This window comes from Streptomyces sp. NPDC047022, assembly GCF_040644155.1.
Lineage (GTDB): Bacteria > Actinomycetota > Actinomycetes > Streptomycetales > Streptomycetaceae > Streptomyces.
This window is the reverse complement of sequence record NZ_JBEYVV010000019.1, coordinates 37,468-63,316: the sequence shown is the minus strand read 5'-3', so window position 1 is coordinate 63,316 and position 25,849 is coordinate 37,468. Positions and strand designations below refer to the sequence as shown.

The following is a 25,849-nucleotide window of genomic DNA, read 5'->3' as shown; positions in this document are numbered from 1 at the left end:
GCCATTGAACAGGGGCGTTGTCGGCTGCGGGTGTGTGGGGGCGGAGTGCGTTTCCAGGGGTGTGGGAACTGCGTGATCAGCCGCGGCCTGCTCGCGGTCGGCGGCGTGCCGGATCCGGGGCGCGTTTCGCGTGTTGACGAGTAGGGAGTCACGACAGTTACGAAATAGGAGAATCGGAAGCCGTAACCCGGAGGTTTGCGCACCTGAACCCGGTAGTTTCGGCAGTCGAACGCCCGTACTTTAGCGCCGCCTTGTCCGTGTTTGCCGACAGGCGTGTAACAGCGGTTAGAGGGCGGACCGGACGCGGGAACCCCGGGGGCATGACCTACGACACCCCGCTCTCCCCCCGCCCCCTCCGCCATCTGTCGGAGGTGCAGCGCCGGGTGCTGACCGCGGCCCAGCTGCGCGCCCACGGTGTGACCGCCGCCGAGGCCGAGGAGCACACCCGGCCCGGCGGGCCCTGGCAGCAGTTCCTGCCGGGCGTGTACCTGCTGCACGCCGGCCCGCCGACCTCCCAGGAACGTCTGCATGCGGTGCTGCTGTACGCGACCCGCGCGCCCCTGACCGGCCTGGCGCCCGGAGTGCCGGCCCAGCCGGGTGCGAGCTGCCCGCTCCCGCCGCTGGGCAGGACGGACGCGATGATCACGGGCCTGGCCGCGCTGACGTTGTACGGCTTCGGCTGCACTCCCCCGCTGACGGCGCTGGAGAAGATCGACGTCCTGGTCCCACGGTTGCGCCGGCTGCGCAGCACGGGCTGCGCGCGGGTGCTCCGCACCCCGGTGATGCCGGCCCCGCGGCAGGTGACGGGACTGCCCGTCGCACCGGTCGCGCGCGCCCTCACGGACGCGGTGGCGAGCCTCACGGACGCTGCGGCCGTACGCAGTCTGATGACGGAGGCCGTACGCGGCGGCCACTGCGAACCGGCCACCGTCGTCCGGGAGCTGAACCACGCGAAACTGCTGGGCCGCCCGCATGTCGTGGACGCGGTGGACTCGATCCTGGCGGAGCGCCGGGCGCTCGCGGAGGACCGCCTGTACCGGATGGTGCGGGAGTACGGCCTCCCGGAACCGCTGTGGAACGTCGACCTCAAGCTCCCGGGCGGCCCCTACCTGGGCGGTCTGGACGCCTACTGGCCCGACCAGGCGGTGGCGGTCGAGGTGGACACCCGCGGCCCGCGCCACGGCCTGAGGCAGGAGGAGGACGCGCTGTCGGCGCAGTACGCCCGCAAGCGCGAGCACCTGGAGCGGCTCGGGATCACGGTCGTCCACGTCACACCGCGCAAGCTGCGGGACGCGATGGAGCAGCAGGCCGCGGTGGTGCGTACGGCACTGATGGCGGCGGCGTACCGGGAGCCGGCCGCGTATGTCGTGGTGCTGCCCCGGTAGGCCCAGGGGCCGCGGGGGCGGTGGACAGGAGGGGAGAGGAGGGGTCATCGGGCGGCCGATGACCCCTCCTCGTGTACCGCGGGGTGCGGTGTGCCCGTCAGAGCGGCTCCGGAAGGGGAGGCTCCGGGAGAGCGGCGGGCCGGACCGCCACCTCGTGGACACGGTCGATGAGACCGGCGTACGAGGCGATCATGCGGGTGCGGCTGAACCGCTCGCGGCTGCGGGCGAGGACCGGCTCGAGGCCGGGGCGTGCGGCGACGGCCTCGGTCCAGGCCCGGGCGATGGCCTCGGGGTCCTGCGGGGTGACGAAGCCCTGCCCGGCCACGATCGCCGCGCTGTCGCCCACGTCTGTCGTGACGGGGACGGCCCCGCACATCATGCCCTCGATCAGGCACAGCGGGGCGGCCTCGCCCCAGGCCGAGGTCAGCGCCACCACGTCGGAGGCGGCGTAGACGTTCTCCATGTCGCGCCGGACCCCCAGCAGGTGGAGGCGGTCCGCGTGGCGCAGGTCGTCCCCGAACGCGTCCTCGATGTCGGCGCGCAGCCCGGGCTGTCCCTCGGCCATACCCGCGCCGCACATCAGCACATGCCCGTCAGGCTCGTCGGCCAGCCAGGCCCGTGCGGCGCGCAGGAACAGTGAGACGTTCTTCATCGCGTCGTAGCGGGCCGCGAAGACGACCACCGGCGCCGTTCCGGGGATGCCGAGGTCCGCGCGCAGCCGGGCCCGGCGGGCCGGGTCTGGCTGGAAGCGGAACAGGTCGACACCGTTGGGGATGACATGCAGCACCTCGGACGGGATCCCGGCGGCCTCGTAGGCGGCCCGGGTCGACTCGGCGCAGCAGACGCACGCCACGACCGTGCCGTCGGCGATGGCGGCCTTCAGCTCACTGAGCGCGGCGCCCTGGTTCTCGGGGTCCGAGCGGTGGAGACTGACGATCACGGGGCGCCGCGGCAGGCCCGCCTGGTTGAGCAGGGCGAGCGGCTGCTCCTTGAGCGAGAGGATGACGTCCGCGCCCGCCATGGCCCGCGCGGTCGTGGCCAGCTCGGGGCCGGTGAACAGCGTCGGATCGGCGAGGTGGGCCCCGGGAAGGCCGAAGGTTCGGCCCAGGGACTGCACCTCGACGCCGGACGAGGTCAGCGACCGGTAACAGGCGTCGTTCTCCATCGCCTGCCGGGTGGCCTCACGGAGCACTTCCCCGTGGAGGCTCAGCACGCGGTGGTACTGGCCGCCTTCCTGGAGTCCCAGGACGACGTCGGTGTGAAGGATCCGGGCGCCCCCGGAAAAGAAGCCCTCGTAGACCGAGAGCACGCGCAGAGGGTGCCTTGTGAGCACGCGACCACCCGCCTAGCAACAATAAGTGGACCATCCCCGTGAACAGCGGGTTGTCCGTTATGAGGCGGCATGGATGTTTCGGGCAGATGAACGGCGCGTCTCATGTCCGAGTCGAATGGGTTTACACCATCACTCGACGGCTTCCCGACGGCGAGCCGGACGCCCGGGCACCGGCCGAGGCGGGCGGACACAGCCTACTTCGAGGCGACCACCGGACCGCCACCAGGCGCCGGAGCCCTACCCGAGCCGCGCCTCGAACGCGACCGCGTCCCCGTGCCACTTCTTGTGGCGCACCGATCACGCCACCCGACGCACCCCGAGGGCGCCGAACCCACTCCCCACGCCAAGACGCCCTGAAGGGGCGCGGGGCCACGCCGGTCAGGCCTCCGGGAGTCCGGCCCGTCCGGCGGCGGGGCGTTCGTGCCACAGGGCGAGCGCGGCGTCGACCAGCGGGATGCGCGCCAGTCCGGACACGGCGGTCAGGTCCTGCCAGGCGGCCAGGTCGGTGGACCCGCCGACCTCGTCGCGCAGTTCGCCGCCGACGACGCGGCCCTCGTAGACGAGCCGTACGCTGTGGCGGTCGACGGTGCGGCCGAGGCGGCCCCGGGTGATGAAGCGGACCGAGTCGACGCCGAGCAGCCCCGTGACCTCCGCGCGGTAGCCGGTCTCCTCCGTCACCTCCCGCAGGACGGTGTCGTAAGGGTCCTCACCGTGTTCCATGCCGCCGCCGGGCAGGCCCCATACGGACGTGCCGTCGGGGTTCGGCATACGGACCATCAGCAGCCTGCCGTCACGGACGCAGACGGCGTAGGCCGCCACCCTCAACTTCTCGCGCACACAGTGACGTTAACGCGTCGGGTCGGGATTGGCAGGCGAGTATTCGGGCGGGGACCAGCGCAGCGGCACGGCGGCCGGCGTCCGGACCGCCTCCGTCACGGTGAAGCGGACGGTGCGCTCGCCGTCGGCGGCGAACTCGGTCCGGGCCTCGCCGGTGAGGTGCAGTGTCGTTCCCGTCGTCCAGTCGAGGAACAGCACCCCGGCGCGCGGGTCGCCGAGCAGGTTGCCGAGGGTGAGGAACATCGAGTTGCCGGGGTAGTCGCGCCAGGCCAGTTCGCGGGGTGACTCGACTCGGACGAAGCCCGGGTTGCCGCCCCGGTGGCTCACGTCGACCCCGTCCGCGTGGACCGTGGCGAGCAAGAACGTGTCGGCCGCTGCGATGAACTCCTGCTGTGAGCAGGTCAGTTCGGTGCCCCGTCGAGGTTCCTCCGGGATGCGGTCCGCCACCCACTCGTACGACTCCCTCTTCTGGAGGTGGCGGGGGCAGTTGGAGAACACCCGCTCCGCCTCGATCGCCAGGCCCCGGGGCGTCGGCCAGGACCGGCCCACGAGGCGCATACGGCGGCGGGTGCGCGGGTCGAGGGCGATCGTGCCCACGCGGGCCCCCTCCACCGCGAGCGCCGGCGCCAGCGGATCGGTCACCGCGACGCCGACGTCGACCGCGATCCGGCGCGGATCCAGGGCGTGCACGAAGCCCGGTTCCCCGGTCAGCACGGACGCCCACACGCCGCCGCCGTCCCGGTCGGCCGCGCCCAGCACCAGCATCGGCTGGAGTTCCAGGAATGCCGCGGCTACCGGCTTCAGGGTGTCGCCCATGGACCGGCCGACATGGTCCGCCTGGTCCCGGACGCCGAGCCGGTCCTGCACCGCGCGCGAACCGGCGTGATACACCCCCATGGCTAGAAGAAACCGCAGGTCGGCGCGTTCGCGTGTGGCGCGGGCGCGGTCTCGGCGCCGCCCGGTGCGGTGATCTCCAGCCGCGTCCCGTCCGGGTCGTGGAAGAAGATGCCGCCTGATGCGGAGCCCTCACGGTGGGCGACGACACCTTCGTACGCGAACTCGGCGCCGTAGCCGCGCAGGGCCTTCTCGTACCCCCTGACCTGCTCGATCGTGTCCACCTCCAGGGCGAGGTGATGCAGTCCGGCGCGCCCGGCGTCGTATGCGCCCCGCGCCTGCTGCCAGAGCGTGAGCACCGGGATCGGGGCGTCGTCGGGGAAGCCGAGGAAGGCGTACCCGCGGCCGTCCTCCTGCCCCTCGGCGAGGACCTGGAAGCCGAGGACGTCCCGGTAGAAGGCGAGCGAGCGGTCGAGGTCGGTGACATTCAGGCCGGTGTGGGCGGTGCGCAGGGGCATGGGGATCTCCTCGGTTCTCCTTGGTTCACGGCAGCCCAGGTGATGGGGATGCCGTGGGGGGCGCGCGAGCTAACCACTTACTTAGACTTTAAAGGTTATAAGCAGGGAACGTCAACCGGTGACGTACCCTTGAGGGGTTAGTACAGGTCGGCAGCCGAGGAGCCCCCATGTCCGCCACCCGCGATCCGCGCCCGCTCACCGGCGAACCCCTCGCGCTCGACCTCCTGAACACCCGCTGGACGCAGGAGGGCGCCCTCCAGGACCTGCTCACGGACACCGACGGACTCGAGGTATGGCTGACCTCGGGCGGACTCGACGGGTTCACCGCCGACGACACGACCCTGCGGCACACGCTCACGGCACGCGACGCCCTGCGGGCCGCGGTGGACGGCCCGCCGGCACAGGGGGCCGCCGCCGTCGACGCCATGCTCGGCCACGGGCGGATCCGGCCGACGCTCACACCCGAAGGGCCCGGCGAGCGCGTCGAGTTCGACGATCCGTCCTGGGGTCCCGCCTGGCTCGCCGCCCGTAACTACCTGGAACTGCTGACCACCGCCGCCGACCGGATCCGCGGCTGTGCGCACGAGACCTGCGTCCTCCACTTCTTCGACACCTCGCGCAACGGCACCCGCCGCTGGTGCTCGATGGCGAGCTGCGGCAACCGCGCGAAGGCGTCCCGTCACTACGCGCGCACGCGCGAGAGCTGAGATCGGGGAGTTACGCGCGTAGGGGCGCGCCCAGGGACACAGGCAGCGCACAGCCGACACACAAGCAGTGCGCAGCGAGCGCACAGAATGTCCGGCCTGCTCCACTAAGTTCCCGATGGCGTATGGCGGGATTACGCCATGACTCCATCCCGTCCGGGTCAACTCTCCCCAAACATCTGCCCCTTAGGTAAAGCTGAGCGGTCTTCCGGACCCGAAACCGGACGACTGCGGTCAGGACCGGTCGACTTGAGCGGTTCCGGCCGTACCACCCTCCGTTCCTTTACCTACAAGGGATGCCGATGACGACCGACTCTCAGCGCGCGCCCATATCGCGCGCGAGACGCGTGGCCCGCACCGCCGTCGCCGCGGGTATCGTGGCCGCGCTCTCCGCGGCCGGGCCGATACCCCTGGCCCACTCCGCGAACCACCCGTCGGCCCCGGCCGACCCGGCCGTCAAGTCCGCGAGCGCCAAGCTCGGTTCGGACGACGCCAACCTTCTCGCCGAGGCCAAGGCCGACGGCGCCAAGAACGTCACGATGATGATCGCGACGGCCCCCGGGCAGACCGAGCAGGTCGCCGAGCAACTGGACGCCGTCAAGGGCGGCTCCGTGGGCCGCACGTACGACAAGGTCGGCTACGTCCGCGCCACCGTGCCGACCGCCAAGGCGGATTCGGTCATCGCCGCCGCAGAGAAGCTGTCCTCCGTGCACGCCATCGACCTGCGGCAGGAGATCCAGCTCGACGACCCGGCGCCGAGCGCGGACACCGCCGAGGGCGCGGCGGCCAAGGGCAACGCCTCGAAGGGCACCACCACTTACACCGGCCCGGGCAAGAACACCCCAGCCGAGAACCCCTACAACCCGTCCTTCGAGACGGGCGCCGTCGATTTCGTCCGCGAGCACCCGAAGGCGGACGGCCGCGGCGTCACCATCGGCATCCTCGACTCCGGTGTCGACCTCAGCCATCCGGCGCTGCAGAAGACCACCACCGGCGAGCGGAAGATCGTCGACTGGGTGACCTCGACCGACCCGATCGCGGACAGCGACGCGACCTGGCGTCCCATGGTCACCGCGGTCTCGGGGCCCACCTTCACCTACGGCGGCCAGACCTGGACCGCGCCGGCGGGCTCGTACGAGATCAGCACCTTCAAGGAGTCCGCGACCACCGGCGGCGACGAGAAGGGCGACCTCGACCGCGACGGCGACACCACCGACAGCTGGGGCGTCCTGTACGACGCCGCGGCGGGCACGGTCACGCTCGACCTGAACAACAACCACGACTTCAGCGACGACACGCCGATGAAGCCGTACAAGGACGGCTACCAGGTCGGCTACTTCGGCACCGACGACCCGAAGACGGACGTCGCCGAGCGTGTGCCGTTCGTCGTGCAGATCCGCAAGGACGTGCCGATGGACCCCTACGGCGGGTCCTGGGTCGGCAAGAAGGCCGACTTCGTCAACATCGGTGTCATCGAGTCCGAGCACGGCACGCACGTCGCCGGTATCACCGCCGCGAACGGCTTGTTCGGCGGGAAGATGAGCGGCGCCGCCCCGGGCGCGAAGATCGTCTCCTCCCGTGCCTGCACCTGGACCGGCGGCTGCACCAACGTCGCGCTCACCGAGGGCATGATCGACCTCGTCGTCAACCACGGCGTCGACATCGTCAACATGTCCATCGGCGGCCTCCCGGCGCTGAACGACGGCAACAACGCGCGCTCCGAGCTGTACACGCGGCTCATCGACACCTACGGCGTCCAGCTGGTGATCTCCGCGGGCAACTCCGGCCCGGGTGCCAACACCATCGGCGACCCCGGCCTCGCGGACAAGGTCATCTCGGTCGGCGCCGGCATCTCCAGGGAGACCTGGGCCGCGAACTACGGCTCGCAGGTCACCACGAAGTACCAGATGATGCCCTTCTCCTCACGCGGCCCGCGTGAGGACGGCGGCTTCACCCCGACGTTGGTCGCGCCCGGTGCCGCGATCAACACCACCCAGACCTGGCTGCCGGGCTCCCCGGTCGCCGAGGCGGGCTACTCGCTGCCGGCCGGCTACTCCATGCTCCAGGGCACCTCGATGGCCTCCCCGCAGGCCGCGGGCGCCTCGGCGCTGCTGCTGTCGGCCGCGAAGCAGAAGGGCATCGACCTGAAGCCCGCCACGCTGCGCACGGCCCTCACCTCGACGGCCGACCACATCAGGGGCGCCCAGGCGTACGAGGAAGGCGCCGGACGGATCAACATCGTCGACGCCTGGGACGCGATCCGCCTCGGCGCGGACGCCCACGACTACACGGTGAAGGCCCCGGTCGACACCGCGATCGACTCCGCGCTCAAGACCCCGGGCTTCGGCACCGGCCTGTACGACCGCGAGGGCGGGCTCAAGGCCGGTGACAAGAAGACGTACGACATCACCATCACGCGTACGTCCGGCCCCGACAAGGCGCTCCGCCACGAGCTGCGCTTCCAGAACGACTACCGCGGCACGTTCCGGATCCTCGGCCCCGACGAGGTCAGGCTGCCGCTGAACCAGCCGGTGACCGTCAAGGTCCAGGCCGCGCCGAGGACTTCGGGCATCAAGAGCGCGATCCTGGAGGTCGACGACCCGAAGACGGTCGGCGTCGACAAGCAGATCCTGACGACGGTCGTGGTGTCGACCCCGGTCAAGTACACCTACTCGGCGTCGAGTTCCGTGCAGCGCAACAGCAGCACGTCGTACTTCCTGACCGTGCCCGAGGGCGCGAAGTCGCTGGAGGTCGCGATCGGCGGTCTCAAGGACCAGAGCCAGACCCGGTTCATCGCGATCCACCCCTACGGCGTCCCGGTCGACAACACCTCGACGCCCAACTGCTACAACAACTACTTCGACGGCAACGGCTGCAAGCCCGACGTGCGTTCGTACGCGGACCCGCAGGCCGGCGTGTGGGAGATCGAGGTCGAGGCGCGCCGCACCTCACCGATGCTCGACAACCCCTACAAGCTGGACGTCACCGTCCTCAGCGCCGCCTTCGACCCGCAGACGGTGACCGTGCCCGAGGCCAAGGCCGGCACCCCGGCTCCGGCCTCCTGGAAGGTCACGAACACCTACGCGGCCCTGGACGGCAAGCTGGTCGGCGGCCCCCTCGGCTCCTCGAAGACGGACCGGCCCACCATCAAGGGCGGCGACAAGCAGACCAGCACGGTCGAGGTGCCCGCGGGCGCGACCTCGCTGGACGTCGCCATCGGCAATGTGTCCGACGCGGCCGCCGACCTGGACCTGACGGTGTACGACGCGTCCGGCAAGCAGGTCGCGCAGTCGGCGGACGGCGACTCCGAGGAGTCGGTGCACATCGCCTCGCCCGCCGCCGGTACGTACACCATCGAGGTCGCGGGCTACTCGGTGCCGTCCGGCTCCACGGCCTACGACTACCGGGACGTGTTCTTCTCCCCCTCGCTCGGCCAGGTCGCGGTCGACGGCTCGGCGCCGGTGAAGCTCGGCACGGGTGACACCGCGACGGTGTCCGGCTCGGTCACGGCGGCCACGGCTGCTCCGGAGGGCCGGGAGTTCTTCGGCCAGGTCCAGCTGGTGAACGCGCGCGGCACTGTCGCGGGCGTGGGCAGCGTGAAGATCGGGAAGGTCACGCCGTAGTGCCGTGATCCCGTAGTGCCGTAGTGCCTCGGCGGGATTACGGCGATGGGGCGGGCGTCCGTAGGGGCGCCCGCCCTTCGTCGTCCCGCGTCGCTGTGCGAGACCACGGGGGCAGAGCCCGAGGCGTACGTCACACCGCCGTGTGCGCCTGGGGGCCGCGGGCAGGTGCGGGGCAGCACAGCTTGCGGCACGGGGCGCCCGCGGGATGATTTTCTCCAGGTCCCCGGGGTGGACACCGAAGGTCCGCAACCGGGTCCGGAGCCGGGGCGTCCCAGTCCTCGGGCGCACAGTGCAGAAAATTGGACAGACAGCCAGGTGTCGGCCGCATGATGGAGAAGCCTCGGCCGAACAACGGGCACGTCAGAGGCACGCCGGAAACACGCAGAGGAGTCACCGTGAGGGTCGGAATCGTCGGAGCCACCGGTCAGGTCGGCACGGTCATGCGCAGGATCCTCACCGAGCGGAACTTCCCGGTCGAGGAGCTGCGTCTGTTCGCCTCTGCCCGGTCGGCGGGGACGGTTCTGGACGGCGTGACGGTGGAGGACGCGGCGACGGCCGACTACACCGGCCTGGACATCGTGCTGTTCTCCGCGGGCGGCGCGACCTCGAAGGCGCTGGCCGAGAAGGTCGCCTCCCAGGGCCCCGTCGTGATCGACAACTCCTCCGCGTGGCGCAAGGACCCGGACGTACCGCTGGTGGTCTCCGAGGTGAACCCGCACGCGGCGGTGAACCGCCCCAAGGGCATCATCGCCAACCCGAACTGCACGACGATGGCCGCGATGCCGGTCCTGAGGCCGCTGCACGAGGAGGCGGGCCTCGAGGCGCTGGTCGTCGCCACCTACCAGGCGGTGTCGGGCTCGGGCCTCGCGGGCGTCGCGGAGCTGCACGACCAGGCGCAGAAGGTCGTCGCCGAAGCCGACAAGCTGACCCACGACGGCGCGGCGGTCGACTTCCCCGAGCCGGGCGTCTACAAGCGGCCGATCGCCTTCAATGTGCTGCCTTTCGCGGGCAACCTCGTGGACGACGGCCTGAACGAGACCGACGAGGAGCAGAAGCTCCGCAACGAGTCCCGCAAGATCCTGGAGATTCCCGGTCTGAAGGTCTCCGGGACCTGTGTCCGCGTCCCGGTCTTCTCGGGCCACTCCCTCCAGATCAACGCCCGCTTCGCCCGTCCGCTGTCGGTGGAGCGCGCCACGGAGCTGCTCGCGGGCGCCCCTGGCGTGGCCCTGTCCGACATCCCGACGCCGCTGCAGGCGGCCGGGCAGGACCCGTCCTACGTGGGCCGCATCCGCGCGGACGAGACGGTGGAGAACGGTCTCGCCCTCTTCGTCTCCAGCGACAACCTGCGCAAGGGCGCGGCCCTGAACGCGGTGCAGATCGCGGAGCTGGTGGCGGCGGAGCTGAGCGAGTAGCAGACGGTGTGAGCAAGGGGCGCTCTTGGCGGGGCGCCCCTTTTTCGTATGCTCAGAGCGCCAGATGCCGCCGGAGCGCGGCGTCGATCTCGGTCATGCGCCGACGTGGAACTGCGCCGATCGGGCGCAGCAGCCTCTCTGGAGCAAGGGCGCGCACGTGCTCGCACTGCACCTTCGAGTCCTTCGGCAGTCCGCATTCCTCCGCGGGAAGCAGTACCTGGAACGGGTACACCCGGGAGGTGTTCGTCGTCAGCGGCACCAGCGTGACAACGCCTCGGCCGGTTCGCTCCGCGGCCCCGTTGGCACCGTCGTTCGAGACGATCACCGCCGGACGCGCCTTGTTGGCCTCACTGCCACGTGCGGGCTCGTAATCGACCAGGTAGATGTCACCGCGCTTCATCGGTCAGGCCGTCCCCCGAGAACTGGTCCCAGAACCGTGCGTCCTCGCTCTCGTCCCACTCGGCGAAAGCCTCGGCGTACTCCTGCTCCAGTTGCGCCTGGCGCAGGAGTTCGATCGCGGCATGTATCACGGCCGAGCGGGACTCGGCATCGGTACGCGCGGCGTACTCGTCGACGAAGGTGACGTCCTCCTGCGGCAGACTCACACTGATCTTCATACCGTCGATGCTACTCCTGGTAGGCAAGGTGTAGCTACTCCGGATGGTAGGGATCTCCCCACACCAATCCGGCCAGCGGTCGTGGAAGGATGTCCGAACCCACACATAACGAGGAGATGACCGCGTGCCTGGCACAAACCTGACTCGCGAAGAGGCTCAGCAGCGGGCGAAGCTGCTCAGCGTTGACTCGTACGAGATCGATCTCGACCTCTCGGGCGCGCAGGAGGGCGGTACCTACCGGTCCGTGACCACGGTGCGCTTCGACTCCGCCGAGAACGGCGCGGAGTCCTTCATCGACCTGGTGGCGCCGACCGTCCACGAGGTCACGCTGAACGGCGACCCGCTCGACCCCTCCGAGGTCTTCAAGGACTCCCGGATCACGCTCCCCGGCCTCCTTCAGGGCCGCAACGTGCTCCGCGTGGTCGCCGACTGCGCGTACACCAACTCCGGCGAGGGCCTGCACCGCTTCGTCGACCCGGTGGACGAGCAGGCGTACCTCTACACGCAGTTCGAGGTCCCGGACGCCCGACGGGTCTTCGCCTCCTTCGAGCAGCCCGACCTCAAGGCCACCTTCCAGTTCACCGTGAAGGCGCCCACCGGCTGGACCGTGATCTCGAACTCGCCCACCCCCGAGCCCAAGGACGACGTCTGGGCCTTCGAGCCGACGCCGCGGATCTCGACGTACATCACCGCGCTGATCGTGGGCCCGTACCACTCCGTGCACAGCGTGTACGAGAAGGACGGGCAGAGCGTCCCGCTCGGCATCTACTGCCGTCCCTCCCTCGCCGAGTTCCTCGACTCCGACGCGATCTTCGAGGTGACCCGGCAGGGCTTCGAGTGGTTCCAGGAGAAGTTCGACTACGCGTACCCGTTCAAGAAGTACGACCAGCTCTTCGTGCCCGAGTTCAACGCGGGCGCGATGGAGAACGCGGGCGCGGTCACCATCCGTGACCAGTACGTCTTCCGGTCCAAGGTGACCGACGCGTCCTACGAGCTGCGGGCCGAGACCATCCTGCACGAGCTGGCCCACATGTGGTTCGGCGACCTCGTCACCATGGAGTGGTGGAACGACCTGTGGCTGAACGAGTCGTTCGCCACCTACACCTCCATCGCGTGCCAGGCGTACCACCCCGCCTCCCGCTGGCCGCACTCCTGGACAACGTTCGCCAACTCCATGAAGACGTGGGCGTACCGCCAGGACCAGCTGCCGTCGACGCACCCGATCATGGCCGAGATCAACGACCTGGACGACGTGATCGTCAACTTCGACGGCATCACGTACGCCAAGGGCGCGTCCGTGCTGAAGCAGCTCGTCGCGTACGTCGGCATGGACGAGTTCTTCCGTGGTGTGCAGGCGTACTTCAAGCGGCACGCGTTCGGCAACACCCGCCTGTCCGACCTGCTGGGCGCCCTGGAGGAGACCTCGGGCCGCGACCTGAAGACCTGGTCGACGAAGTGGCTTCGGACGGCCGGCATCAACGTGCTGCGCCCCGAGATCGAGTCGGACGGCAACGGTGTCATCACCTCCTTCGCCATCCGCCAGGAGGCCCCCGCGCTCCCGGCGGGCGCCAAGGGCGAGCCGACCCTGCGGCCCCACCGCATCGCGATCGGCCTCTACGACCTCGACGACGCGAGCGGCAAGCTGATGCGCACCGAGCGCGTCGAGCTCGACGTCGACGGCGAGCTGACCGCCGTGCCGCAGCTCGCCGGCCGGCACCGCCCGGACGTCGTCCTGCTCAACGACGACGACCTCTCGTACGCGAAGGTCCGCCTGGACGAGGCGTCGCTCGCCTTCATCACCGAGCACCTCGGCGACTTCGAGGCGTCCCTGCCGCGCGCCCTGTGCTGGGCCTCGGCCTGGGACATGACGCGCGACGCCGAACTCGCCACGCGCGACTACCTCGCGCTCGTGCTGTCCGGCATCGGCAAGGAGTCCGACATCGGGGTGGTGCAGTCGCTGCAGCGCCAGGTGAAGCTGGCCATCGACCTGTACGCCGACCCGTCCATGCGCGAGGCGCTGCTGACCCGGTGGACGGACGCCACCCTCGCCCATCTGCGCTCCGCCGAGCCCGGCAGCGACCACCAGCTGGCGTGGGCGCGCTCGTTCGCGGCGACCGCCCGTACCCCGGAGCAGCTGGACCTGCTGGAGGGGCTGCTGGACGGTTCGCAGACGGTCGAGGGCCTGGCCGTCGACACCGAGCTGCGCTGGGCGTTCGTGGAGCGGCTCGCCGCGGTGGGCCGCTTCGACGAGGCGGAGATCGCGGGCGAGCTGGAGCGGGACAAGACGGCGGCCGGTGAGCGGCACGCGGCCACCGCGCGTGCGGCCCGTCCGACCCCGGAGGCCAAGGCGGAGGCGTGGGCGTCGGTCGTGGAGTCCGACAAGCTGCCGAACGCCGTCCAGGAGGCGGTGATCGCCGGCTTCGTCCAGACCGACCAGCGTGAGCTGCTCGCCGCGTACACGGACAAGTACTTCGCCGCGCTCGCGGGCGTGTGGGACTCCCGTTCGCACGAGATGGCCCAGCAGATCGTGATCGGTCTCTACCCGGCGGTCCAGGTCTCCGAGGAGACGGCGTCGAAGACCGACGCGTGGCTGGCCGTCACCGAGCCGGTCCCGGCGCTGCGGCGCCTGGTCATGGAGTCGCGTTCGGGCATCGAGCGCGCGCTCAAGGCGCAGGCCGCGGACGCTGCCGCCGTCTGACGGTGACCCATGCGCAAGGGCGCCCGGCAGGGTCTTTCGTTTGGATCAGGCTCCGCGAGCCCGGCCTGATCCGAACGGGAGGCCCCTGCTGCCGGGCGCCCTTCGTCGTGTCCGCCCCCGCCCGCGCGGGTCGCACGGTCAGTTGCGGCCCGTCCAGCGGGTCAGCGCCGCCTCCGTCTGCGCGGCGTCGGGCGCCTCGGCCGCCCAGGCGACGTATCCGTCGGGCCGTACGAGGACGGTCGTCCGCCGGTCGCTCGCCCAGCTCTCCACCATCAGCCGGTCTTTCCGTCCGTTCTCCCGGTACTGCTGCGGCTTCGGCGTGATCAGCACGAACATCCCGCCGCGCAGGGCCTCGTAGAGCCTGCCGGAGGCGAGGTCGGCATCGGGCATGCGCTTGCCGGCCAGGGCGTGCGCGCCGCGCGGGGCGGCGTAGGCGTACCCGATTCCGGTGATCTGGCCCGCCGCGTGCCGCTGGGCCGGGCCGACGTGGTTGGAAAATGTGGTCAGCGCGGCGCGCAGCGCCAGGGTCCAGGGGCGCCTGGCCATCGCCAGCCGGACGATCCCGCCGCTGCTGCGCAGCACGGACTTCCCGACGGGGTGGCGCTCCGACTGGTAGGTGTCCAGCAGTTCGCGAGCGGCGTGGCCCTGCAGCACGGCGGCGAGCTTCCAGGCGAGATTCGCGGCGTCCTGGAGCCCGGTGTTCATGCCCTGGCCGCCGGCCGGGGTGTGGACATGCGCGGCGTCGCCCGCGAGGAAGACCCGGCCGACGCGGTACGCGGGCGCCTGGCGCTCGTCACTGTGGAAGCGGGACAGCCAGCGCGCGTCGCGCATGCCGTAGTCACGGCCCAGCGCGAGACGGGCGATCTCCCGGACCTCGTCGAGGTCCAGCGGGGCGGTGTCGGGGACGTTGCGGTCACGGTGCCAGCCGATGACCCGGTAGTACCCGTCGCCGAAGGGCGCGATGAAGGCGAAGGCGTCACCGTCGGCGTTGGCGGTCAGCGTGTGCTCCGGCTTCTCGTCCAGGAGGACGTCGGCGAGGACGACCGAGCGGATGACGGACTTGCCGGGGAAGGACAGGCCCACCGCCTCGCGGACGGCGCTGTGCAGTCCGTCGGTGCCGACGGCGTACGCGGCGCGCAGCTCACCGGGCTCCCCGTCGGCGCCGCGGAGGTGGACCGTGACCCCCTCGGCGTCCTGGCTCAGTCCGGTGACCTCGGTCTCGTAGAGGAAGCGCACGCCGGCGTCGACCGCGCGCCGCTCCAGCGCCTTCTCGACCTCGTACTGGGGGAGGACGAGCAGGTGCCTGAAGCGGGAGGGGAGGGTGTCGAGCCGGATCGTCAGGCGGTCGAAGAGGCGGATGTCGGAGAGGGGCCGGCCCTTGGCCTCCAGTTCGTCGGCGAGCCCACGGGCGTCGAGCTGCTCCAGGGTGCGGGCGTGCAGGACGAAGGCTCGGGAGAGGTTGCTGATCTTGTGGGGGCGCTTCTCGACGAGGGTGACGGGGACACCGGCGATGGCGAGGTCGCCGGCCAGGAGGAGGCCCGTCGGACCGGAGCCGACGACGGCGACTTCGGTGGTGGTGCGGGTCGTGGTGCGGGTCGTGTCGTTCATGGCGACCTCCAGGAAGCCGGTGGCTGTCGGCCGCGGACGGCTGGCCAACACTCGTGGGCCAACACTTGTAGGCCAACGCTTGTTTGCCAACATACGTTGACCCGCCCTGGACTGTCAACACATGTTGGCCTACGCTTGTTGGCATGCCTGAAAAACCCCCACGCCGCTCAGACGCCACCCGCACGGCGATCCTGGCCGCCGCAAGCCGGCGCTTCGCCTCCGAGGGCTACGCGCGCGCCACCATCCGGGCCATCGCCAAGGACGCGGGCATCGATCCGTCCATGGTCATGCGCTACTACGGCTCCAAGGAGGGCCTGTTCGGCGCCGTCCTCGACATCGACCTGCGCATCCCCGACCCTCAGCGGCTGGGCGACCGCGATGTGGGCGAGGCCCTGGTGGATCACTTCCTCACCCTCTGGGAGGAGAACCACGAAGCGCTCACGGCGATGCTGCGCGTGGGGGTCACCGGTGAGACCGGGGCCGAGCGGATCCAGGAGATCTTCCGGGACCAGCTGATGCCGGTCGCACAACGCATCTGCCCGGACCCCCAGCAGGCGCCCGCCCGCGCGGGCCTCATCGCGTCACAGGTGCTCGGTATGGCCCTCGCGCGGTATGTGCTGAAGTTCCAGCCCGCCGTGGATCTCAGCCGCCAGGAGATCGTGGCCTGGCTGGCACCGACGGTACGGCGCTATCTCACGGCTCCGCACCCGTAGAGGGCCCCGCACCGGATACGCCCATACGGGTGAAGGGGTGAAAAGCGCCGAGGGAGTCCGCGCATCGTACGGATGCGGGGACTCCCTCGGCGGAAGCAAGAAAACGGGCGTCGGCCCGGCCCGGTCAGCCCTGCTTCGGCTGCTTGCGGGACTTGTCCAGGGCCATGACGAGACCCGCGATGATCAGGAACAGAACGATCGGAATCACCACGTAGAGACCCAGCGTCTGGGCCACGCTCAGGCCCTTGCCGGGGTCGTCGCCGTCGTCGCGGGTCAGCGCGAGCGCGGGAGACGACATGAGCAGCATCATCAGCGTCGTACCGGCGGCCAGGGCACCGGCGCGCAGGGCGTTCTTCTTGTCCACACTGCAAAAGTAGCGAACGCCCGAACGGCCCGCGCGCCCGGGGGTGCGGTACGGGCCCGGGGGGTGCGGTACGGGCCCGCGCACCGGGGGCGCGCGGCAGGGACACACCGCGCCCGCTCACCCGCGTCTCCCCCGTAACACGTCCACCAGCGCGTACAGCCGTGGCGAGGCCGCCAGGTCCTCCAGGGTCATCGGCCGGCCCTCTCCGTCCGCGATCGGCAGCCGCCAGTTCGGGTATTCGTCCCAGGTGCCCGGGAGGTTCTGCGGGCGCCGGTCGCCCACCGCGTCGGGGAGCCAGAGGCCGATCAGCCGCGCGGGGGTGCCCAGCAGGAAGCGGTGGACGGCCTGGATCTCCATCTCCTCCGACACCGCCGAGACCCCTCCGCTCGCCCCCTTCAGCAGCCCCAGCCGGGACAGCAGGGCGAGCCACTCCCCGGTGTCGGCCGCCGCCGCGGCGCGTTCCTCGTCCAAGGGGCGGGTCAGCAGTCCGAGCCGGTCACGGAGTTCGACGTGCTCGCCGGTGAGCCGGGCAGCGGTCGAGGGCAGGTCGTGGGTGGTGGCGGTGGCCAGGCAGTCCGCGCGCCAGCGCTCCGGCGGTAGAGGCTTCCCGGAGCCCTCCCAGTCGCGTTCGAACCACAGGACGGATGTGCCGAGCACCCCGCGCTCGTGCAGCACCTCACGCACCCCCGGCTCAACCGTGCCGAGGTCCTCACCGATGACCAGCGCCCCTGCGCGGGAGGCCTCCAGCACCAGGACGGCGAGCATCGCCTCGGCGTCGTAGCGGACGTAGGTGCCTTCCGTGGGCGGCTGCCCCTGCGGTACCCACCACAGCCGGAACAGGCCCATGACATGGTCGATGCGCAGGGCGCCCGCATGCCGCAGCAGGGCGCGCAGCAACCGGCGGTAGGGGGCGTACCCGGAGGCGGCGAGGCGGTCGGGGCGCCATGGCGGCAGACCCCAGTCCTGGCCGCGGGCGTTGAAGGCGTCGGGCGGCGCGCCCACCGACATGCCGGGCGCGAGGCAGTGCTGCTGCGCCCAGGCGTCGGCACCGCCCGGGTGGACGCCCACCGCGAGGTCGTGGACGAGACCGACCGCCATGCCGGCGTCGCGCGCGGTGCGCTGGGCCGTGCCGAGCTGGGCGTCGGTCAGCCAGGCGAGGCGGCTGTGGAAGTCGACACGGTCCATCAGTTCGGCGCGGGCGCGGGCGGTTTCGGGCGAGCGTGGGTCGCGCAGCCGGGTGGGCCAGGCGTGCCAGTCGGATCCGTACACCTCCGCGAGCGCAGACCAGGTGGCGTGGTCCTCCAGCGCGTCGCCCTCCTGGGCGAGGAAGTCGGCGTAGGCGGCGCGGCGTCCGGGTCCGAGGGGGACACCGTGCACGAGTTCGAGCACCTGGCGTTTGAGGTCCCACACGGCGTCGCGGTCGATCAGCGCGCCCTTGTCGAGGACGGACTCCCGCAGCCGGGCGGCGCGCTCGAGCAGCGTGCGGAGGCGGCCCTGGGCCTCGATGCAGGGGTACTCGGGGATGTCCTCGACGCGCAGGTGCACGGGGTCGGGGAAGCGGCGGGAGGAGGGGCGGTAGGGGGACGGATCGGTGGGGGCGCCGGGCACGGCCGAGTGAAGTGGGTTGACCTGCACGAATCCCGCGTCGAGTGCGCGCCCCGCCCAGGCGGTCAGCTCGGTGAGGTCGCCGAGGTCGCCCATGCCCCAGGAGCGCCGGGAGAGCAGGGAGTAGAGCTGGACGAGCAGTCCGTAGGAGCGGGCCGGGGGCGCGGGCAGCCGGTCGGGGGCGGCGACCAGGTGGGCCTCCGCGGTGTGTCCGTCCGGCGCGGTGATGTGCAAGGCGTGTACGCCCGGCGGGAGTTGTTCGGCCGAGGCGCGCGACTCGCCCTGTTCGGTCTCGATCCGCAGGCTGGTGCCGTCCGGGAGGCCGGCGAGCGCGGTGGGCGGCCGTCCGCCCCAGGACACGACGGTCGGCGGGAGCAGCCGTTCCCGCAGTTCCCGTTCGCGTGCGGCGAGCGCGGCGCGCACCGCGTCCGGGGTGCTCGTGTCGACGCCGAGCGCGGCCAGGGCGGCGGTGACGGCGGTGTCCGAGGCGGCGACCGTACGGTCCGGGGAGGGGCGGTAGGAGGTGGCGACGCCGTGCAGCGCGGCGAGCCGGTCCAGGGGCGTCGCGTCGCGTGCGGGGTCGGCCGGCGGCATCTAGTACCCCGTGGGGTCCGGGCCTGCGGCGGCGGAGGGCTCGCTGGTCAGGGGGGTGAGGTCGTAGAGCGGGGGCTCGCTGGTGAGAGGCTCGGCGTCGGGCAGCGGCGGCTCACTGGTCAGCGGCGCCTCGGCGCAGGCGCCCTCCGCGCTGAGGACGCACAGCAGGGTGTCCAGGTCGGTGGTCGCGGTCGCGGATGTGTCCGCGCCGGGTTTGGACTGGGCCGGGACGAGAGGGTGTACCGGGGCGGTCACGGAGGATCTCCTTGTCGTCGTACGACGGGTGCGGGTGAGAGCAGCCCTACCCCGTGGGCGCGTGGACAGACGTACGGGAACGGACAACGTGCGCCGGGTCACACAAACCTCCCTCACCGTGCACTCATGGTGACCGACAGCACCACCATAGCCACCCTCGGTGACATTTCAGGGACGCGGACGGGCACGCGACGCGCCCGGACGGCCCCGCCTCCGGGACGCGGGGCCGTCCGGGTATGCGAAAGCCCGGACCGTCAGGCGGAAATGCCGTCGATCCGGGCCAAGGCGTCGTCCGCGCCGTACGGCTGCAGGTATGGCAGCCAGCGCGGGTCCCTATGCCCCGTTCCGATGATGCGCCAGGCGAGCCCGGTCGGCGGTGCCGGTTTGTGGCGCAGCCGCCAGCCCAGCTCGAACAGATGCCGGTCGGCCTTGACATGGTTGCAGCGGCGGCAGGACGCCACCACGTTGTCCCAGACGTGCTGACCACCGCGGCTGCGCGGAATGACGTGGTCGACGCTGGTTGCGACGCCACCGCAGTACATGCACCGGCCCCCGTCGCGTGCGAAGAGCGCGCGCCGGGTGAGAGGAACGGGCCCCCGGTAGGGAACCCGAACGAATCGCTTGAGCCGGACCACGCTGGGTGCGGGGACAGTGACGGTTGCGCTGTGCATGAAGGCGCCGGACTCCTCGAGGCTTACAGCCTTGTTCTCGAGGACGAGGACGAGCGCGCGGCGGAGCGGTACGACGCCGAGTGGCTCGTACGACGCGTTGAGGACCAGGACGTGCGGCACGGATGCCTCCTTGTACGCCGGCGACGCGTGGCTCGCGCCGGGACGATCTGCAGTCAGTCTCCCCTCATGCCTGGTGGACGCGCCACCATGTCCCGGTAACGGGCTGGGAGTGTTTTCGACCACACCTGATGCATCCCCCGATTCGAGCCCCCTTACTTCTCCTGCACTTCTCCGGGTGAGCACAGTCTCTTCTCGGAACTTCGCCATGATCCCCACACGATGCCCCGTTAGTGTGGTGCCCCTGCCCGTCCGGTGACTCTTCCGTGACCTCGCCGACCTTGACAGCACGACCAGCCCGACCGCTCGCACCGGAGGCAGCGCAGCACCTGGAGGTACCTGCCGTGTCCTTGCCCGCCCTATTGGCCGCCGGGGCCGCCCCGTCTCCGTCGCCCTCGCAGACGACGGCTCCGGCGGTTCCCAGTCTTCAGGACGCCCAGCAGAGCGCGACGAACGCAGCGAGCTGGGTCGAACAGAACTGGTCGACGTGGCTCGCGATCGGCCTGAGGGTCCTGCTGATCCTGGTGGTCGCGGCCGTCCTGAGAGTGGCGGTGCTGCGGGCGATCACCAAGCTGATCGACCGCATGAACCGGACGGTGCAGTCGGTGGACGGCACCGCGCTCGGCGGTCTGCTCGTGAACGTGGAGCGACGGCGCCAGCGCTCGCAGGCGATCGGCTCGGTGCTGCGTTCGATGGCGTCGTTCCTGATCCTGGGCACGGCGGCGCTGATGGTGCTGGGGAGCTTCCAGATCAATCTGGCACCTCTGCTCGCCTCCGCCGGTGTCGCGGGTGTGGCGATCGGTTTCGGCGCGCGCAACCTGGTGACGGACTTCCTGTCCGGGGTGTTCATGATCCTGGAGGACCAGTACGGCGTCGGCGACACCATCGACGCGGGGGTGGCCTCCGGTGAGGTGATCGAGGTCGGACTGCGCGTGACGAAACTGCGCGGAGACAGCGGTGAGATCTGGTACGTCCGCAACGGCGAGGTCAAGCGCATCGGCAACCTTTCGCAGGGCTGGGCGACGGCGGGGGTGGACGTGACCGTCCGTTCGAGCGAGAACCTGGACCGGGTGAAGGCGCTCCTGGAGTCGGTCGCCGAGGGGATGAGCAAGGCTGAGCCCTGGAACGAGCGTCTCTGGGGCCCGATCGACGTGCTCGGCCTGGACAGCGTGCTGATCGACTCGATGGTGGTCCGGGTGTCGGCCAAGACGATGCCGGGCAAGGCGGTGTCGGTGGAGCGCGAGCTGCGCTGGCGGATCAAGCGGGCGTTCGACGAGGCGAACATCCGCATCGTGGGCGGTCTGCCGACCGCGTCCTTGGAGGAGGAGCCGGCCGACCCGACGGCCTCGGTGGCGGCCCCGTCGGTGTATTCGAACGCGGCCTCGCCCCAGGCGGAGGCGGCGGCGCCGATCGCGCCGCCACGGCCTGCGACGCGGTAGGCGGTCGTCCGCCGGAAGAGGAACAGGCGGCATCCGGGATTCTCCGGGTGCCGCCTCCTCGTTTGACGCGGCCGACGACGGAACGGTTCAGCATGCTCGTTCGGGTGAACGGAGGGCATTTCGGCATGACCGGCGAGGCACGCGTTCCATCGTTCTGCCGGGGCACCCAGCGCGGGCTTAGCCTGACACCAGTGCGACGAGGAGAACCAGCGATGAGCGCCGAACCCTTCTTGGAGCCGGTGATGACACAACAGGACCCCATCGATCTGCTGATCGCGATCGAGGAGGCGTCTCAGGCGCCGATTCGACCCGAGTACGTCGAGGGGATGGCCATCGCGCCGCCGCAACCGAATGACCACCACAACGACGGAGCCTTCAAGCTCGCCGTCCAATTCTTCAACGCCGGGCTCGACCTGTCCGGTATGGGGAACGGCTATCGGGCCGCCCACAGGGACGGAAGCACCATGGCTCTCCTCATCCCCGACTTCTACATCCGCCGCCGCAAGGCGTCCGAGTTGGACGAGTCCTACCGTCGGGCCCACAAAGGGTGGTATCCCATCGGCATGGTCGCCCTTGTCGGGGAGGTCACGTCCACCAACCACGAGACCGACACGGGCCCGAAACTGCGCACGTACGCCGCCGCCGGCGTGCCCGTCTACGTACTGATCAACCGCACCACGAAGACCGCACACTGCTACACCAACCCGGTCACGCCCGGCGACAGCCCCACCAAGGCCTACTACGCCGACGAAGCAAAGGTTCCACTGGGCGAGCCCCTCCCCCTCCCGACCCCCTACCCCACCTTGGACACGGCCCCCTTCCTGAAGGACTGACCGTCTTCGTGAAGGACTGACCGCGGTATTGACGCCTCCGCGGGAGCGGGCCTACCTTCCTCTCACTCAATAGGAAACTTTCCTAACAGTACGCTCAGAGGCAGGTGGCAAGGGACATGGCAGGACCCGCCGGAACACCCGGCACCCCCAGCGTGCTGCGCGCCATGAACGACCGCGCCGCCCTCGATCTGCTCCTGGAGCACGGCCCGCTCACCCGCACCCGCATGGGCAAGCTCACCGGGCTTTCGAAGCCGACCGCCTCCCAGCTCCTCGCCCGCCTCGAAGCCGCCGGACTCGTCCTGATGACCGGCACGAGCGAGGGCCGACCGGGCCCCAGCGCACAGCTGTACGCGGTCAACCCGACCGCCGCGTACGTCGCCGGGCTCGACGTCACCCCCGAGCGCATCCTCGCCGCCGTCGCCGACATCACCGGCAGAACGGTCGGCGAGTACGAACTGCCCACCCCCGGCCGCCGACCCGCGCACCCCGTGGTCCGCCAGGTGACCGACGCCCTCGGCGGCGCCGTCAAGGCCGCCGGGCGCGCGCTCTCCGACGTGCAGCGGGTCGTCATCGGCACCCCCGGCGCCTTCGACCCCACCACCGGACGGCTGCGCTACGCCTCCCACCTGCCCGGCTGGCACTCCCCCACACTGCTCGACGAACTCGCGGGTGCCCTCCCGATGCCTGTCGAATACGAGAACGACGTCAACCTCGCCGCCCTCGCCGAGCAGCGCCTCGGCGCCGCCAAGGGCCACGGAGACTTCGTCCTGCTGTGGAACGAGGGCGGTCTCGGCGCCGCCCTCGTCCTCGGCGGCCGGCTGCACCGCGGCTGGACCGGCGGCGCGGGCGAGGTCGGCTTCCTGCCCGTGCCCGGCGCACCCCTGGTACGCCAGGTGACCAAGGCCAACAGCGGAGGCTTCCAGGAGCTGGCCGGTTCCCAGGCGATCCCCGGGCTCGCCCGCGAACTCGGCGTCGAGGACGTGCCCACCGGCCCGTACGCCGAGGTCGCCGCCACCCTTGTCGCCCTGGGCGCCGACACCGTCACGGGCCCCCACCGGCGGCTCCTCGAGACCTACGCGACCCGTCTTGCCACCGGTCTCGCCGCGCTCGTCGCGGTGCTCGACCCCGAACTCGTCGTCCTCAGCGGCGCGTCCCTCGCCGCGGGGGGCGAGCCGCTGCGGGCCCTGATCCAGGCCGAACTGGAGGAGCTGGCCGCGTCCCGGCCGCGCCTCGTCGTCGGCGACGTACGCGAACACCCCGTACTGCGCGGCGCGTTGGAGAGCGCCCTCGCGACCACCCGCGACGAGGTCTTCGACACCTCGCGCTGAGATCCACCGAGTCCCGGACCCCGTACGACCACCGGCACCACCACACCTCGCCCGTCCCAGGGAGACCCCGTCATGCCCGGAACCATGAGAAAGACGGCTTTCGCCCTCACCGCGTCCCTCGCACTCCTCACCACCGCCGCCTGTACCGGCCAGTCCTCCTCCGGCGCGAACGACGACGCGTCCAAGGCGACCACCATCAACTTCTGGCACGCCTGGAGCGCGCCCTCCGAGACGAAGGCCGTGAGCACGCTGATCGCGGGCTTCGAGAAGGCGCATCCCAACATCCACGTCCATGTCGTCGCCAACGTGACCGACGACAAGATCAACCAGGCGCTGCGCAGCGGCGGCGACAACGCCCCCGACGTCATCTCCTCCTTCACCACCAACAACGTCGGCAAGTTCTGCTCCTCGGGCGCCCTGGTCGATCTGGGCCCCTTCTTCAAGAAGGCGGGCATCGACCCCGCCACGACGTTCCCGAAGGCGATGAACGAGTACACCCAGTACGACGGCGACCGCTGCACGGTGCCGCTGCTGGGCGACGCCTACGGGCTCTACTACAACAAGACGGCCTTCGAGAACGCGGGCATAGCCGAACCGCCCAGGACGTGGACCGAGTTCGAGGAAGACGCGAAGAAGCTGACGGTCCCCGAGGGCGACGGCTACAAGCAGCTCGGGTTCATGCCCGACTACCACGGCTGGGAGACGACGACCGAGCACTACTTCGCGCAGTTCTCCCCGACGTACTTCGACAAGAGCGGCAAGTCGAACCTCGCCGAGGACCCGGCCTTCGCCGCCGGCTTCACGCTCCAGAAGAAGCTCGTGGACGACCTGGGCGGCTTCCGGAAGCTGGAGAAGTACCGTTCGAAGCTGGGTGACGAATGGGGCCCCAAGCACCCGTTCCACACCGGTCAGGTGGCCATGCAGCTGGACGGCGAGTGGCGCCTTGGCATGGCCCTGGACACCAAGCCGAAGTTCGAGATCGGGGTGGCCCCGCTGCCCGTGCCCGACGACCAGGCGTCCCAGTACGGCAAGGGCTACATCACCGGCACCATCGCCGGCATCGCCGCCACCAGCAAGAAGCAGAACGCGGCCTGGGAACTTGTGAAGTACATGACCACGGACACGGACGCGGTGGTCGGCTTCGCCAACGACATCCACAACGTGCCCTCCACTCTGGCCGCCCTGAAGTCCCCCGGGCTGAAGTACGACCCGCGCTTCAAGACGTTCCTGGACATCGCGGCGAACCCGGACTCCACGACGACGCCCGCCTCCATCAACGGCGGCCAGTACCTGGTGACGATCCAGCAGTTCGGGTACGACTACGAGAGCGGCAAGGCCAGGGATCTGAAGGCGGGCCTGGAGAGCACGGCCAAGCAGATCGACACGGACATCGCGCAGGCGAAGTGAGGCGGCGGCGATGAGCACGGTCACCCTCGCCGCCAAGCGCAGAAGAAAGACGCTGCGCAACCTCGCCTTCATGTCGCCCTGGCTGATCGGCTTCGCGGTGTTCTTCGCGTACCCGCTGGTCTCCACGGTCTACTTCTCGTTCATGCACTACGACGGCTTCCGGCCGCCGGCGTGGAGCGGGGCGAAGAACTGGCACTACGTCTTCGAGGACTACCCGCTGTTCTGGCCCGCCCTGCGCAACACCCTGTGGCTGGTCGTGGTGACGGTGAGCCTGCGGGTGGTGTTCGGGCTCGGCATCGGCCTGCTGATAACCAAGATCAAGACGGCCACGGGGGTCTTCCGTACCCTGTTCTACCTTCCCTACCTGGCGCCGCCCGTGGCCGCGACGATGGCGTTCGCGTTCCTCCTCAACCCCGGTACGGGGCCGGTCGACTCGATCCTGGAGAAGGTCGGCATACCGGCCCCCGGCTGGTTCAACGACCCCTCCTGGTCGAAGCCCGCGCTCACCCTGCTCGCCCTGTGGGGCGTCGGCGACCTGATGGTCATCTTCATGGCGGCACTGCTGGACGTGCCGAGGGAGCAGTACGAGGCGGCTGAGCTGGACGGGGCCTCGGCATGGCAGCGCTTCCGGTACGTCACGCTCCCGAACATCTCGCCGATCGTGATGTTCGCGGTGGTCACCGGGGTGATCCAGGCCATGCAGTACTACACACAGCCGCTGATCGCGGGAAAGGTCGCCTCGGGTGTCATCCAGGGCGCCGGTACGCAGTTCGAGCCGGGCTACCCCGACAAGTCCACGCTCACCCTGCCTCAGCTCGTCTACAACCTCGGTTTCCAGCGCTTCGACTACGGCTCCGCCTGTGTGGTCGCGCTGGTCCTCTTCGCCCTGTCGATGGTGTTCACCGCGTTCCTGATGCGGCGCCGGGGCGGCCTCAACCTGGCAGGTGACTGAGC

At 70.5% G+C, this 25,849-nt stretch carries 22 protein-coding genes; 11 read left to right on the top strand and 11 right to left on the bottom strand.

What is annotated here, in order from left to right:
- Positions 1 to 320: 320 nt before the first annotated feature.
- Entirely contained in the window at positions 321 to 1,385 is a 1,065-nt protein-coding gene (locus ABZ845_RS20440; RefSeq protein WP_360981562.1) for a hypothetical protein, read from the top strand.
- Positions 1,386 to 1,482: 97 nt separating this feature from the next.
- On the opposite strand, the gene ABZ845_RS20435 is transcribed toward ABZ845_RS20440, so the two are convergent.
- From ABZ845_RS20435 to ABZ845_RS20420, 4 genes are all read right to left on the bottom strand, one after another.
- Positions 1,483 to 2,694 (bottom strand): glycosyltransferase, encoded by a 1,212-nt coding sequence (locus ABZ845_RS20435; RefSeq protein ID WP_360981559.1) that lies wholly within the window; start codon positions 2,692 to 2,694, stop codon positions 1,483 to 1,485.
- Between the two features lie 402 nt (positions 2,695 to 3,096).
- Entirely contained in the window at positions 3,097 to 3,555 is a 459-nt protein-coding gene (locus ABZ845_RS20430) for an NUDIX hydrolase (RefSeq protein WP_360981556.1), read from the bottom strand.
- A gap of 9 nt (positions 3,556 to 3,564) precedes the next feature.
- Entirely contained in the window at positions 3,565 to 4,452 is an 888-nt protein-coding gene (locus ABZ845_RS20425) for a pyridoxamine 5'-phosphate oxidase family protein (protein ID WP_360981553.1), read from the bottom strand.
- Positions 4,453 to 4,454: 2 nt separating this feature from the next.
- Positions 4,455 to 4,907, bottom strand: coding sequence for a VOC family protein (locus ABZ845_RS20420; protein ID WP_360981550.1), 453 nt, complete (start codon positions 4,905 to 4,907; stop codon positions 4,455 to 4,457).
- A 167-nt stretch (positions 4,908 to 5,074) separates the two neighbouring features.
- On the opposite strand from ABZ845_RS20420, the gene ABZ845_RS20415 reads away from it, so the two are divergent.
- The 3 genes from ABZ845_RS20415 (at position 5,075) to ABZ845_RS20405 (ending at position 10,646) form a co-directional block, all read left to right on the top strand.
- A complete protein-coding gene (locus ABZ845_RS20415) occupies positions 5,075 to 5,614 on the top strand; it encodes a CGNR zinc finger domain-containing protein (protein ID WP_360981547.1) in 540 nt (179 codons plus the stop codon).
- Positions 5,615 to 5,913: 299 nt separating this feature from the next.
- Positions 5,914 to 9,234 (top strand): S8 family serine peptidase, encoded by a 3,321-nt coding sequence (locus ABZ845_RS20410; RefSeq protein ID WP_360981544.1) that lies wholly within the window; start codon positions 5,914 to 5,916, stop codon positions 9,232 to 9,234.
- Between the two features lie 395 nt (positions 9,235 to 9,629).
- On the top strand, positions 9,630 to 10,646 hold the full coding sequence (locus ABZ845_RS20405; RefSeq protein WP_360981541.1) for an aspartate-semialdehyde dehydrogenase: 1,017 nt from the start codon (positions 9,630 to 9,632) through the stop codon (positions 10,644 to 10,646).
- 52 nt (positions 10,647 to 10,698) lie between these two features.
- Here ABZ845_RS20405 and ABZ845_RS20400 read toward each other — a convergent pair whose 3' ends face one another.
- Entirely contained in the window at positions 10,699 to 11,046 is a 348-nt protein-coding gene (locus tag ABZ845_RS20400; protein ID WP_360981538.1) for a type II toxin-antitoxin system PemK/MazF family toxin, read from the bottom strand.
- Positions 11,033 to 11,263, bottom strand: a complete 231-nt coding sequence (locus tag ABZ845_RS20395; protein ID WP_360981535.1) for a ribbon-helix-helix domain-containing protein — start codon at positions 11,261 to 11,263, stop codon at positions 11,033 to 11,035. Before ABZ845_RS20395 ends, ABZ845_RS20400 begins: the two co-directional genes overlap by 14 nt.
- Positions 11,264 to 11,387: 124 nt before the next feature.
- On the opposite strand from ABZ845_RS20395, the gene pepN reads away from it, so the two are divergent.
- Complete coding sequence (gene pepN / locus ABZ845_RS20390) at positions 11,388 to 13,961, top strand: aminopeptidase N (RefSeq protein ID WP_360981532.1); 2,574 nt, start codon at positions 11,388 to 11,390, stop codon at positions 13,959 to 13,961.
- A 138-nt stretch (positions 13,962 to 14,099) separates the two neighbouring features.
- On the opposite strand, the gene ABZ845_RS20385 is transcribed toward pepN, so the two are convergent.
- Entirely contained in the window at positions 14,100 to 15,569 is a 1,470-nt protein-coding gene (locus ABZ845_RS20385) for an FAD-dependent monooxygenase (protein ID WP_360981529.1), read from the bottom strand.
- A 143-nt stretch (positions 15,570 to 15,712) separates the two neighbouring features.
- On the opposite strand from ABZ845_RS20385, the gene ABZ845_RS20380 reads away from it, so the two are divergent.
- A complete protein-coding gene (locus ABZ845_RS20380; RefSeq protein WP_360981526.1) occupies positions 15,713 to 16,282 on the top strand; it encodes a TetR family transcriptional regulator in 570 nt (189 codons plus the stop codon).
- 124 nt (positions 16,283 to 16,406) lie between these two features.
- Here ABZ845_RS20380 and ABZ845_RS20375 read toward each other — a convergent pair whose 3' ends face one another.
- From ABZ845_RS20375 to ABZ845_RS20360, 4 genes are all read right to left on the bottom strand, one after another.
- Complete coding sequence (locus ABZ845_RS20375; protein WP_360981523.1) at positions 16,407 to 16,646, bottom strand: hypothetical protein; 240 nt, start codon at positions 16,644 to 16,646, stop codon at positions 16,407 to 16,409.
- Between the two features lie 117 nt (positions 16,647 to 16,763).
- Positions 16,764 to 18,845: a 4-alpha-glucanotransferase gene (malQ, locus tag ABZ845_RS20370; protein WP_360981520.1), complete on the bottom strand. Its 2,082-nt coding sequence runs from the start codon at positions 18,843 to 18,845 to the stop codon at positions 16,764 to 16,766.
- A complete protein-coding gene (locus ABZ845_RS20365) occupies positions 18,846 to 19,100 on the bottom strand; it encodes a hypothetical protein (protein WP_360981517.1) in 255 nt (84 codons plus the stop codon). It lies immediately after the preceding gene.
- Positions 19,101 to 19,354: 254 nt separating this feature from the next.
- On the bottom strand, positions 19,355 to 19,891 hold the full coding sequence (locus ABZ845_RS20360) for an HNH endonuclease (RefSeq protein ID WP_360981514.1): 537 nt from the start codon (positions 19,889 to 19,891) through the stop codon (positions 19,355 to 19,357).
- A 341-nt stretch (positions 19,892 to 20,232) separates the two neighbouring features.
- On the opposite strand from ABZ845_RS20360, the gene ABZ845_RS20355 reads away from it, so the two are divergent.
- The 5 genes from ABZ845_RS20355 (at position 20,233) to ABZ845_RS20335 (ending at position 25,847) form a co-directional block, all read left to right on the top strand.
- Positions 20,233 to 21,327 carry a mechanosensitive ion channel family protein gene (locus ABZ845_RS20355; RefSeq protein WP_360981511.1) on the top strand — a complete coding sequence of 365 codons (1,095 nt, stop codon included), beginning with the start codon at positions 20,233 to 20,235 and terminating at the stop codon, positions 21,325 to 21,327.
- Between the two features lie 212 nt (positions 21,328 to 21,539).
- Positions 21,540 to 22,160 carry a Uma2 family endonuclease gene (locus ABZ845_RS20350; protein WP_360981508.1) on the top strand — a complete coding sequence of 207 codons (621 nt, stop codon included), beginning with the start codon at positions 21,540 to 21,542 and terminating at the stop codon, positions 22,158 to 22,160.
- A 116-nt stretch (positions 22,161 to 22,276) separates the two neighbouring features.
- Positions 22,277 to 23,488, top strand: a complete 1,212-nt coding sequence (locus ABZ845_RS20345) for an ROK family transcriptional regulator (RefSeq protein WP_360981505.1) — start codon at positions 22,277 to 22,279, stop codon at positions 23,486 to 23,488.
- 72 nt (positions 23,489 to 23,560) lie between these two features.
- A complete protein-coding gene (locus ABZ845_RS20340) occupies positions 23,561 to 24,895 on the top strand; it encodes an ABC transporter substrate-binding protein (protein WP_360981503.1) in 1,335 nt (444 codons plus the stop codon).
- Between the two features lie 10 nt (positions 24,896 to 24,905).
- A complete protein-coding gene (locus ABZ845_RS20335) occupies positions 24,906 to 25,847 on the top strand; it encodes a sugar ABC transporter permease (protein ID WP_360981500.1) in 942 nt (313 codons plus the stop codon).
- The last annotated feature ends 2 nt before the right edge of the window (positions 25,848 to 25,849 follow it).

Coding starts and splice junctions, on each gene's coding strand:
- ABZ845_RS20440 (WP_360981562.1), top strand. CDS start 321: ATGACCTACGACACCCCGCTCTCCCCCCGCCCCCTCCGCCATCTGTCG.
- ABZ845_RS20425 (WP_360981553.1), bottom strand. CDS start 4,452: ATGGGGGTGTATCACGCCGGTTCGCGCGCGGTGCAGGACCGGCTCGGC.
- ABZ845_RS20420 (WP_360981550.1), bottom strand. CDS start 4,907: ATGCCCCTGCGCACCGCCCACACCGGCCTGAATGTCACCGACCTCGAC.
- ABZ845_RS20415 (WP_360981547.1), top strand. CDS start 5,075: ATGTCCGCCACCCGCGATCCGCGCCCGCTCACCGGCGAACCCCTCGCG.
- ABZ845_RS20410 (WP_360981544.1), top strand. CDS start 5,914: ATGACGACCGACTCTCAGCGCGCGCCCATATCGCGCGCGAGACGCGTG.
- ABZ845_RS20400 (WP_360981538.1), bottom strand. CDS start 11,046: ATGAAGCGCGGTGACATCTACCTGGTCGATTACGAGCCCGCACGTGGC.
- ABZ845_RS20395 (WP_360981535.1), bottom strand. CDS start 11,263: ATGAAGATCAGTGTGAGTCTGCCGCAGGAGGACGTCACCTTCGTCGAC.
- ABZ845_RS20385 (WP_360981529.1), bottom strand. CDS start 15,569: ATGAACGACACGACCCGCACCACGACCCGCACCACCACCGAAGTCGCC.
- ABZ845_RS20380 (WP_360981526.1), top strand. CDS start 15,713: ATGCCTGAAAAACCCCCACGCCGCTCAGACGCCACCCGCACGGCGATC.
- malQ (WP_360981520.1), bottom strand. CDS start 18,845: ATGCCGCCGGCCGACCCCGCACGCGACGCGACGCCCCTGGACCGGCTC.
- ABZ845_RS20350 (WP_360981508.1), top strand. CDS start 21,540: ATGAGCGCCGAACCCTTCTTGGAGCCGGTGATGACACAACAGGACCCC.
- ABZ845_RS20345 (WP_360981505.1), top strand. CDS start 22,277: ATGGCAGGACCCGCCGGAACACCCGGCACCCCCAGCGTGCTGCGCGCC.
- ABZ845_RS20340 (WP_360981503.1), top strand. CDS start 23,561: ATGCCCGGAACCATGAGAAAGACGGCTTTCGCCCTCACCGCGTCCCTC.
- ABZ845_RS20335 (WP_360981500.1), top strand. CDS start 24,906: ATGAGCACGGTCACCCTCGCCGCCAAGCGCAGAAGAAAGACGCTGCGC.